The 11,366-nt window shown below is 57.9% G+C and carries 7 protein-coding genes; 6 read left to right on the top strand and 1 reads right to left on the bottom strand.

Translation table 11 applies throughout. The annotated features are described in order from the left end of the window. The first annotated feature begins 340 nt into the window (after nt 1-340). Nucleotides 341-946: a TetR/AcrR family transcriptional regulator gene (locus DWU99_RS20460; RefSeq protein ID WP_115479954.1), complete on the top strand. Its 606-nt coding sequence runs from the start codon at nt 341-343 to the stop codon at nt 944-946. 18 nt (nt 947-964) lie between these two features. Continuing rightward, nucleotides 965-1,897 (top strand): alpha/beta fold hydrolase, encoded by a 933-nt coding sequence (locus DWU99_RS20455; protein WP_115479953.1) that lies wholly within the window; start codon nt 965-967, stop codon nt 1,895-1,897. 116 nt (nt 1,898-2,013) lie between these two features. On the opposite strand, the gene DWU99_RS20450 is transcribed toward DWU99_RS20455, so the two are convergent. Next, nucleotides 2,014-3,249, bottom strand: coding sequence for a dicarboxylate/amino acid:cation symporter (locus tag DWU99_RS20450; RefSeq protein ID WP_115479952.1), 1,236 nt, complete (start codon nt 3,247-3,249; stop codon nt 2,014-2,016). A 315-nt stretch (nt 3,250-3,564) separates the two neighbouring features. Here DWU99_RS20450 and DWU99_RS20445 point away from each other — a divergent pair, with 315 nt between their 5' ends. From DWU99_RS20445 to DWU99_RS20430, 4 genes are all read left to right on the top strand, one after another. Beyond that, a complete protein-coding gene (locus tag DWU99_RS20445; protein ID WP_115479951.1) occupies nt 3,565-7,104 on the top strand; it encodes a methylmalonyl-CoA mutase family protein in 3,540 nt (1,179 codons plus the stop codon). A 78-nt stretch (nt 7,105-7,182) separates the two neighbouring features. Next, entirely contained in the window at nt 7,183-9,657 is a 2,475-nt protein-coding gene (locus DWU99_RS20440; RefSeq protein ID WP_199535892.1) for a hypothetical protein, read from the top strand. 64 nt (nt 9,658-9,721) lie between these two features. Next, nucleotides 9,722-10,240 (top strand): hypothetical protein, encoded by a 519-nt coding sequence (locus DWU99_RS20435; RefSeq protein ID WP_115479950.1) that lies wholly within the window; start codon nt 9,722-9,724, stop codon nt 10,238-10,240. A gap of 152 nt (nt 10,241-10,392) precedes the next feature. Then, nucleotides 10,393-11,130, top strand: coding sequence for an rRNA pseudouridine synthase (locus DWU99_RS20430; protein WP_115479949.1), 738 nt, complete (start codon nt 10,393-10,395; stop codon nt 11,128-11,130). The last annotated feature ends 236 nt before the right edge of the window (nt 11,131-11,366 follow it).

The raw sequence follows: 11,366 nt of genomic DNA, 5'->3' as shown, positions 1-11,366 counted from the left end.
TGGGTCCCGGCTTTCGCCGGGACGACGGACGTGAAGCGTGCGCGCACATGAGAGCGCGAAACGCCCGCCGCGCAGGCGAGCAACCTGGCGATCACGCCCAAATAAAAACCAACGCCACTGGGTCCCGGCTTTCGCCGGGACGACGGACGTGAAGCGTGCGAGCACGTGAGAGCGCGAAACGCCCGCCGCGCAGGCGAGCAACCTGGCGATAACGCATCAACACAATCACAAACCAAAGTCACTGGGTCCCGGCTTTCGCCGGGACGACGAGCGTGATGCGTGAGCCGGGACCGTACAATGGGGCTAGAATAAAACGAACGGTCGTGCTATTTTAGATTCCATGAACGCTACCACCACCCCCAGCAAAGGCGCCGCAACCCGCGAGCTGATCCTCGAGCAGGCCTACCAGCTGGCCCGCCAAGACGGCATGGAAGGCCTCTCCATCGGCACGCTCGCCTCAGGCGTGGGCATGTCCAAAAGCGGCGTCTTCGCCCACTTCGGCTCCCGCGAAGATCTGCAACTGGCGCTGCTCGACGCGGTATCCGCCCGTTTCGTGGCCTTCATCCTGCACCCGGCACTCAAACAGCCGCGCGGCTTGCCGCGTCTGCGCGCCATCGTCGAAAACTGGATCGAATGGGGACGCATCCACGCCACCGGCTGCGTGCTCCTCAGCGCCGCGGTGGAATACGACGGCCGCGAAGACAGCCTGCTGCGCCAGCGCGTCAAGCAACAACAGTCGGACTGGCGCAACGAAATCAAGCGCGCGATTGCGCTCGCCGTGCAGGTGGGCGATTTCCGCGTCGACACCGACACCACCGTATTCGCCTTCGAAATCTACGCCCTGATGCTCGGCCTGCACCACGACGCGGGGCTGTTCGGTTTTGACGAGGCCAGCCGTTGCACGTCGGCTGCGCTCGATCGTCTGTTCGCCAGCTATCGGCCCTGAACCCCCAGGAGCTTTCCCATGACACGCCCAACTGCACGCACGCATCGTCATTCCTCACGTCATGTATTGAAGCTCGGTGCCGTGCGCATCGGGTTTGTCGTAGGCGGTCGCCTGGCGCCGCAGCGCACGGTGGATCGTGCCGCGCGCCTGTTCGCCACGCCGTTCGCCAGTAGCCGCAGCCGTGCGCGCGCAGCTAAGCCCGACAGCGCCATGCAGCGGCGCGACTTGCAGATCGGTGGCGAAACCATCGCTACCTACGTGTGGGGCGATCCCGCCACGCAACCGTATGCCTTGCTGGTGCATGGCTGGTCCAGTTTCGGTCTGCGCTACCTGCCGTGGGTGCAGAAGCTGCGTGCACTGGGCTACGCCGTCGTCACCTTCGATCAACCCGGTCATGGCGAGAGCACCGGCCGTTTGTGCACGCTGCCCGATTGCATCGACACCATCCGCGAAGTCGGCAAACACTTCGGCGACGCGGCGCTCGCCATCGGCCATTCGATGGGCGGTGCCGCCGTCACGCTGGCGCAATGCGAAGCGTGGCACGCGCACAAACTCGTGGTAATCGCGCCAGCCGCCGACATCGAAGCGGCTGCGCATCGGTTCTTCCGTTTTGTGCATCTGGGCTCGCATCTGCACGAACCTTTCATGAGTTGGTACGAACATCGCACGGGCATTGCGCCGCGCGATCTGGCTGCTCATCACACGCTGCCCAGACTCGGCCAGCCGGGCCTTGTCATCCACGATCTCGGCGATCGCGAAGTGCCATGGGAAGAGGGCGAGCGCTACGCGCGCTACTGGAGCGGCGCACGTCTGCTGACGACGCAGGGGCTCGGCCACCACAAAATTCTGGATGCGCCGGAAGTGATCGAGGGGACGCTGGCTTTTCTGCGTGGCGAATGCGTGGGCAATCGCGTGGTGGCGTCGCCGAATCTGCCGTTTGGGGTGGCGTAGTCATCGACACTCCCTCACGGTGGACAGCTCACACCGTCAGACACCCCTCACCGTCATTCCGGCGCAGGCCGGAATGACGGTGAAGCGAGGAACGACGGCAACGCAAAAGCTAAACCTCACGCCTGCGTATACCGCTCCAGATCCAACTGCCCCTCCGACTTGGCCACCATGACCGCCGTCACCGTATCGCCGGTGACATTCGCGACGGTAACGCACATATCGATCAACCGATCCACCGCTGCGATCACCCCGATGACCTCCAGCGGCAACCCCACCGACGATAGCACCAGTCCCATCACCACCAGGCCCGCGCCGGGAATGCCGGCAGCGCCGATCGATGCAAGCGTGGTAGTGAGCATCACCGTGAGCAATTGCGTGAAAGACAGCTCAACGCCGTACGCATTGCTCGCGAAAATCGTCACCGTGCCGAGGTAGCAAGCAAGCCCCGCCATATTCACGGTACAACCTAGCGGCAACACAAAGCTCGCCACGCGCGTGTCCACGCCGATGCGGTCCTGCGCGTTCTCCAAATTCAACGGCAGCGTCGCCGCGCTGCTCGCCGAGGAGTACGCAAACAGTTGCACAGCGATCATCTTGCGCAAAAACGGCAGAGGATTAAGGCGAAACGCCAGCAAGTACGCGCTGCAAATCACCAGCAAGAAAAACAGTATTGCCGCATAGTTCACCGCCACCAGCGAGCCAAGATGCCCCAACACGGAAAAGCCGTGATCGGCCGTCACATAAGCCATCAAGCCGAACACGCCAAACGGAGCAAACTTCAGCACCATATGGATCAGCTTGAACACCACGCTGGAAAGGCTGTTGAAAAAGCCTCGCACTTGCGCCGCCGCCTCGCCGGCAAAATTGATCGCCAGTGCAAAGAAAATCGAAAACACGATAGTGGGCAACAACGCGCCCTCCGCAAACGCCTTGAACGGGTTCGACGGAATCGCACCGATCAACGCATCCTTGATACTGGTCGGCGGCGCGGTTGGCGCGCCTGAGCTGGTCGCGGCCAATCCAAAACCCGCGCCCACTTTAAGCAACATGGCCAAGCCCATGGCGATGGCGGCCATCAGCATCATCGATACCGCATAAATAACGAGGGACTTCCACGCGATGCGCCGCATCGATGCCATGTCCGACAGCGACGTGATACCGGTCACCAGCGACACGAACACCACCGGTATCACGCACATGCGAATCAGCGACATGAAGATGTCGCCCAGCGGCGCAAACACCTTGGCGGGCTCGCCGACGAAATGCCCGACCGCAAGGCCGAGAATCATCGCGATCAGGATCTGATGCCACATCTGCAGGCGCGGTACGCGCCGAAGGCTCGTCGATTGCATAGGCCACCATCCTTTAAACGCTGTATGGAACAACGCAAAAGCCCAACGCAAATCTCCCGATGACCCAAGTCTAATCCTGCTTTCGCGCCAATGCTGTCATCCTCGTTTCGCTCCCATGCCCTCGCTGTCACTGGCCGGCTTCGCCGTAGCGCACCCGTGAACCCGGGCCTGCGCCGGGATGGCGGCGACAGGGCATCAAACCCGCGCCCGACTGCGGATAATCACCGCGCCGACGCCCACTTAGGCCCTCCTGCGCGCGCTTAACGGGCAACCCCACTAGAATGCAGGGCTAGCACACACGTTGTCGGAGTCCCCATGAGTTCCCCCGCCAAGCACGTCCCCGCCACCGCTGCGCAGGCCGAAACCAGTCCTCTGCGTTTCGTCACCGCCGCCAGCCTGTTCGACGGCCATGACGCCGCGATCAACATCATGCGCCGCATCATCCAGGCGCAGGGCGCGGAGGTGATTCACCTGGGCCACAACCGCTCGGTGGAAGATGTCGTTCGTGCTGCACTGCAAGAAGATGCCGACGCCATCGCGCTGTCGTCCTACCAGGGCGGGCACGTCGAGTACTTCAAGTACATGGTGGACATGCTCAAGGAGAAGGGCGCCTCGCACATCCGCGTGTTCGGCGGCGGCGGCGGCACCATCACGCCGGAAGAAATCCGCGAACTGCAGGCCTACGGCGTGGAGCGCATCTACCACCCCAACGACGGCATGAAGCTCGGCCTCACCGAGATGATCGAAGACGTTATGCACCGCGCCGGCAACGCTGCCGCCAAGCGCGAGCAGAACGAAGCCCTGGTGCCTGCCACCATCAGCATCGACGACGAAATCAGCATCGGCCACACGCTGTCCGCCATCGAAGAAGACAAGCTCAGCGACACCGAACTCGCACGCCTGCGCAAAGAATGGGCGCTGGCCGGCAAGCACACGCCCGTGCTCGGCATGACCGGCACCGGCGGCGCGGGTAAATCCTCCGTGGTGGACGAACTGCTGCTGCGCTTCCTGCACGCCTTCCCGCAGATGCGCATCGCCGTGCTCGCCGTCGACCCCACGCGCCGCCGCAGCGGCGGTGCCTTGCTGGGCGACCGCATCCGCATGAATGCGCTGCGCAGCCATCGCATCTACATGCGCTCCATGGCCACGCGCCGCCAGAACGCCGCCACCAACGAAGTGCTGCACGACTGCATCAACTTCCTCAAGGCGCAGCCCTACGACCTGGTGATCGTGGAAACCGCCGGCATTGGCCAGAGCGATTCGGAAATCGTCGACCTCGTCGACTTCCCCGTCTACGTGATGACCAGCGACTACGGCGCCGCCAGCCAGCTCGAGAAAATCGACATGCTCGATTTCGCCGAACTCGTGGTGCTCAACAAATTCGACAAGCGCGGCGCCGAAGACGCGCTGCGCGACGTGCGCAAGCAGTGGAAGCGCAACCGCACCGCCTTCAGCCTGAAAGACGAAGACGTGCCGGTGTATCCCACCATCGCCAGCCAGTTCAACGATCCGGGCGTCACCTGGATGTTCACCAACCTCTGCCGCCTGCTGCGCGACAAGCTGCACATTGAACCCTCGGCAAGGGGAAACCTCAACGCAGAACCCTCCCCTTCCAGGGGAGGGCAGGGTGGGGTCGCTCTTAGCCCCAACTGCGATTTCAAACCCAACCTGGACGTAACGCTGAAAGAACCGCGCGCCACCGTGCTGATCCCCGGTGCACGCGTGCGCTACCTCGCCGAGATCGCCGAACAAGGCCGCGGCATCAACGCCCAGATCGAAACCGAAGCCGAATACGCCAGCAAGGCGCAGCACTACTACGAAGCGCTGAAAGAACTCGGCGACGAAAAACTCCCGCACGCACTGGAGCGCTACGACCACGAAGCCACGCACGACGCCAACGCCGACCGCTCCATGCTCGTGCTGCGCCAGCGCTACAACGCCGCGCTGCGCGAACTCAGCCACGAAGCCGTGCACCTGCTGCGCGACTGGCCCGCACGCTACAAGACCGTCACCGATGACGTAAACGAATACAAAGTGCGCGACAAAGTGATCCGCGTGGAGAACTACCGCGAATCGCTCAGCCACCAGAAAATTCCGAAGGTCGCGCCGCCCAAGACCAAGGATTGGGGCGATCAACTCCGCTTCCTGATGCGCGAAAACCTGCCGGGCCACTACCCGTACACCGGCGGCGTGTATCCGTATCGCCGCACCGGCGAAGATCCCACCCGCATGTTCGCGGGCGAGGGCACACCCGAGCGCACTAACCGCCGTTTCCATTACCTCAGCCAGGGCGGTGCCGCCACGCGTCTTTCCACCGCGTTCGACTCCGTCACCCTGTACGGCGAAGATCCCGCACCGCGCCCGGACATCTACGGCAAGATCGGCAACTCCGGCGTCAACGTCGCCACGCTCGACGACATGAAGAAGCTGTACTCCGGCTTCGACCTCAGCTCGCCGACCAGTTCCGTCTCGATGACCATCAACGGTCCCGCGCCGATCATCCTCGCGATGTACATGAACACCGCGATCGACCAGAACGTCGAGAAATACCTGAAGGAAGATCCCGCACGCTGGGCCGCCGCGCAAAAGCGCATCGACGAACTCTTCGCCGGCAAGCAGCGTCCGACGTATTCCGGCGACCTGCCCAAAGGCAACGAAGGCCTCGGCCTAAGCCTGCTCGGCGTCACCGGCGATCAACTCGTCGATGCACAAACGTACGCACGCATCAAAGAGGAAACCCTGCAAACCGTGCGCGGCACCGTGCAGGCCGACATCCTCAAGGAAGACCAGGCGCAAAACACCTGCATCTTCAGCACCGAATTCGCGCTGCGCATGATGGGCGACATCCAGCAGTACTTCGTCGACCACAAAGTGCGCAACTTCTATTCGGTCTCCATCTCCGGTTATCACATCGCCGAAGCCGGCGCCAACCCGATCAGCCAGCTCGCCTTCACCCTCAGCAACGGTTTCACCATTGTCGAGTACTACCTCGCGCGCGGCATGCACATCGACGACTTCGCGCCCAACCTAAGCTTCTTCTTCTCCAACGGCATGGACCCGGAGTACACCGTCATCGGCCGTGTCGCCCGCCGCATCTGGGCACGCGCCATGCGCGAACGCTACGGCGCCAGCGCACGCAGCCAGATGATGAAGTACCACATCCAGACATCCGGCCGCTCCCTGCACGCGCAGGAAATCCAGTTCAACGACATCCGCACCACGCTGCAAGCGCTGTACGCATTGTTCGATAACTGCAACAGCCTGCACACCAACGCCTACGACGAAGCCATCACCACGCCCACCGAAGAAAGCGTGCGCCGCGCCGTGGCCATCCAGATGATCATCAACAAAGAACTCGGCCTCAACTTCAACGAAAACCCCTGGCAGGGCAGCTACGTGGTCGATGCCCTCACCGACATCGTCGAAGAAGCCGTCTACAAAGAATTCGAAGCCATCAGCGAACGCGGCGGCGTACTCGGCGCCATGGACACCATGTACCAACGCGGCAAGATTCAGGAAGAATCGATGTACTACGAACAAAAGAAACACGACGGCAGCCTGCCGCTCATCGGCGTCAACACCTTCCTGCCCAAAGACCACGGCGGTGAAATCGCCACCGAAATCGAACTCATCCGCTCCACGGAAGAAGAGAAGGGTCAGCAGATCGACAACGTGCTGGCATTCGGTAAAGCCCGCAACAGCCTGGCGCCGGAAAGCCTCAAGACGCTACAGAACACCGCGCGTGAGCGTAAGAACGTGTTCGAGCAGTTGATGGAGGCGGTGAAGTACAACTCGTTGGGGCAGATTTCCCATGCGCTGTATGACGTGGGTGGGGAGTACCGGCGGAATATGTAAAGACATAAGGGCCCACTTCGGTGGGCCTTTTACAGAAGAAGAGAGTGGCCGATCGTTATCTGACAGGGGGTTAATGGTATGACGGACGATTACTCGCAGTTAGAGCTTGTTGGAGTAGCTCGCGAAATACGTGAGCGCGTTGGTGACCTGAAGCTGGCACATGCCAATGAAGCAGAGACGCGCCTGAAAGTTGTGGACGATGTCATCAAGCAGTTACTTGGTTGGACATTGGCAGACATTCACCCTGAAGAGCGAATAAGTGAAGATGGGAAGGCGCGCTATATAGATTACGTGCTACGCACTGCTAATACAGCGATTGTCATAGAAGCCAAACGAGCTGGAGCTTCGTTTGACTTGCAAGGAGTAGTGGATCGCCGAGTGCAGCTAACTCCTGGGTTCGTTAAGGGGGACGTTGGCGACGCAATAATTCAGGCAAGAGACTATGGGCGATCAAAGTCTATCCCTTTTGCTGTGGTAACTAATGGGTCGCAGTGGATCATTTTTCCGGCAAGCAGGTCAGATCAAATTGAATTCAACAGGTCTAGCGCAATAGTTTTCGATTCTGCTGATGTAGCACTTGGCACAGAACTTGGCTACTTTGTTTCGTTACTTTCTCGAGATGGGGTGGTCGACGGATTTCTGGAAAGAGAACTCCTAGGGCGTACCGAAGATCAATTGCAAGAGCGTCGCCTCAGAACTCAAGTCCATCGGGATAGCGCAAGACCAGCCAATCCAATTTTTCATCTTATTGAAAACGAAGTGATTGATTGCTTTTCAGACACGATTGCAGGAAGGGGTAAAGACTTTCTTGAACTTTGTTATGTGCCGACACCGGACAGAACAAAGTTTGATGGTCGAATCAAAATGCATCTTCGGCGTCACGATGCCTTGTTTGGTGAACATGTAGTCCGGCCCCTTCGGGAGCGCGAGTCAAAGGTTTTCATAAAAGCCATTGAGGATGCAGCCAAGCACGGTCGCCCTTTGGCGTTGTTAGTTTTAGGAAGCGTCGGAGCCGGTAAAACGACATATTTAAGCTATACGAGGCAAGTGGTTACTGACGACTTCTTTGCTTCAAGAAAAGATCGTGAATACCCGCATTGGATATATGTTGATTTAAGGGCCGTCTCCGGTGGGGAGCGCCCAATCGAAGCCATATATGCTGCTATATTTGAATATATTAAAAATGACGATTTTTTTAGTTCATGGGATCGTGCGATCCGGTCGGCCTACAAGGATGAAATTGATTCTCTTCGAAGAGGGCCGCTGTCACTGATAGCGAGCTCTGATGAGGAATTTAAGCGAAGACTGTCTGATGTTGTAATGGCTGATTACAACAATGTGAAGCCATACGTCGACAAGCTAATCAAATATGCATCGTCGAAGCAGCCAATATTTCTCGTGATCGACAACGTCGATCAATTTGAAAGCGAGGATTTCCAAGGTAAGGTCTTTGCAGACGCAATATCATTTGCTTCGCGTTTTAGCGTAAATTTGGTATTGGCGATGAGAGAAGGAACCTTTGTTAGGCACAGAAATCATCCATCCTTCGATGCGTTCGATTTTGATCCGTTGTCTATTGAAGCCCCGGAAATTACGGCGGTGCTTTCAAGACGATTCATGGTCCTTCATCGAGCGCTAAAAAATAAGGCGGGGCACTTTACTGCCGAAAATGGAGCTAGGTTTGAAGTAGATGATTTGAGTGTTTTTGCAGAACTCATTCAACAAAGCGTTTTGGGTACCGAGATAGGGACGAGGATAGAAGTTCTAGCAAATAAAGATGTCCGTTTGGCATTGCGTATGACGCGAGAATTTCTTGAGCGCGGGTACACGGAGCCTGGCAAGGCGATAAGCTTGCACAAATTGAAGCAAAAATATGTACTTCCTAGGCATGAGGCATTTCGGGCGATTCTTTTAGGTAATCAGAATGTTTATTCTGAGGCTTTCTCGGTAATTGGAAACCCATTTGATTCGAGGCTGTCGCGCTCATCATCGCAAATGCTTCGTATGTTTGTGTTGGCTGGCCTCGTCAGATTCGGTAGTGATGCGACTGCAGAATTTATAGATGGTTCGAGTCTCAGAGATGTCTGCCGAAAGCTGGGTTATGGGGATGCGTCGGTTACCAAAGTAATACAAGATTTGTGCAGGTTGAGGTTCGCTCAAACGGCGTCTCATGAAGAGCCAAAGTTTTCTTCTTCTTTCTTTGCGACACGTCTAGGTGGCTATGTTGTAAGAGAATTGATCGCCGATTTTACGTTCCTGGAGGCGATGCTTATGGATACCTTCATTTCTCACGACGGCCTATGGGAAACCCTGAAGGCGCTAACAGCACAGATAGCCAATGAAAAAGATACTGTTCGACGTATTGGGCTTCGTATAGAACGAATTAGGAAATTTTGGAAAAATTTGTCTGATCAGTATTTTCTTCTACTTAGTGAGGCGCTGCGAAGAGGGCTGCCCGCGGAATGGTGCACGAACCCATTTACGGAGCTTGAGCACGCCTTTGAGGCAAATTGTTCGAAGGTGATTTCTTCGGCTCAACGAATTTACGGCTGAGTACTGAAGGTGACAGAGGTAATTAAATCTCTTTAACTATCTAGAGGTAAGGGGAGGAAATCTCGTGGAAACTGGTCCCTTTGCAGTTGGCGAAGTTCAGTCAGTCAGTCTCTTGAATTCCCCCGTGGGTTCTTTCTACTTGCACGACGATGCGGTTGTGATGAAGATCCGCCTGATTAACCCGTTTCAGGTGGATAAACCAGTCGACCTTATAGTCTCTACGGGTGGGGCGAGCGCGTTTCAAATTGCTACGATATCCACGCATCCGGCAAAGCAAGTGGCAATACAAATTTTGAAGCGTCAGCTCGAAATCACACTCGGATCAATGATTGGAAACGCCGATCCGATTACCGGCGACCTTGGTGTGGGTACTGATGGCGAGCTTGTCGTATCAGTTTGGGTCGAACACGGGAATTATCGAATTGTCTCACTGGGAACCGGTATGGAGGTTCGGGAAAAAGCAGTGTCCAATTATGTTTGGTTCAGGCATTGGAAATTGGAAGCGGTCGCTTCCGATCGGTCAAGGAGATTCGTTCTGGTTGAGCGCACAGAAGTTGCTAATCAGCATGCAGCTGTTGCCTGAGATCGTTTGACCAAAGGGTGTGAAAAACGAAAGCAGAGAATAACGGTACCAGGTACCCTTGTTCGTTAGCCCCGGAAGCGAACATTTCATCGCTTCGCGCACCGACGGCTTTCCAATCGTTACACTGCGTTCTCGCTTCCCTGGCTATTCCCATGTCCGCTCCAGTTCGACTTGCCCATCGTGTCTCCGAACTGTTCGGGCTCTCACGCGCCGAAGCCGAGCAATTTATCCAGAACGGCTGGGTGTCGGTGGACGGGCAGGTGATCGAGATGCCTCAGCACAAGGTAACCGTCGAGCGTGTCGAACTCGACCCCAACGCTCGCCTGGAAGCGGTGGAGCCAGCCACGATCTTGTTGCACAAGCCAGCTGGGTTCGATGCGAGCAACGCTTACAAGCCCGCCAGTTCCCTGGTGACGCCGGCGACACGCTGGGCGGATGATCCCAGTGGTGAGCGCCTGCTGCGGCGCCATTTCCATCGTTTGACATCGCCGGTGCCATTGGACACCGAGGCCAGTGGCTTGATGGTGTTGACCCAGGACGGCCGTGTATGGCGCCGCCTGACCGAGGATGCGGACCTTATTGAGCACGAGTACATCGTCGAAATCTGCGGCGCGATCGCGCCCGACGGTCTGCGCCGGCTCAGTCATGGCCTGAGTTTCAACGGTCGTGCGCTGCCGCCGTGCAAGGTCAGTTGGCAGAACGAGACCCGGCTGCGCTTCGCGATCAAGGGCGTGCAAGTGGGACAGTTGCGCGACATGTGCGCACAGGTCGGGCTGGGCGTCGTGTCGATCCGCCGATTGCGCATCGGCAGGGTAGCGTTGGGCAAGGGCCCGAACGGTGCGATGCCGCCGGGAATGTGGCGCTATCTACCGATGGGCGAGAAATTCTGAGACGAACAGAACGGGGTTGGGTTGAGTTTTCCTTGTTCAACCCGCCCCGCTTGCTTCAATGGCTGGCAACCCAGCCTTCCCCGATCTCCTCGAAGCGCACATGGGCCGCTTCGGTAGAGCCAGCGCTCATTTCCATAAGCGTTTCGACACCTTTCAGCGCAAGCGCTAGCGCGCGCGCATCGACGCATGGAGAGAGTTGTAGTGCATCCCGCATGAGGTGGACGATGCCTGAATAA

The sequence above is a fragment of the Dyella psychrodurans genome, from assembly GCF_003363265.1.
GTDB classification, from domain to species: Bacteria; Pseudomonadota; Gammaproteobacteria; order Xanthomonadales; family Rhodanobacteraceae; genus Dyella_B; species Dyella_B psychrodurans.
This window is presented reverse-complemented; position numbering and strand designations above follow the sequence as displayed.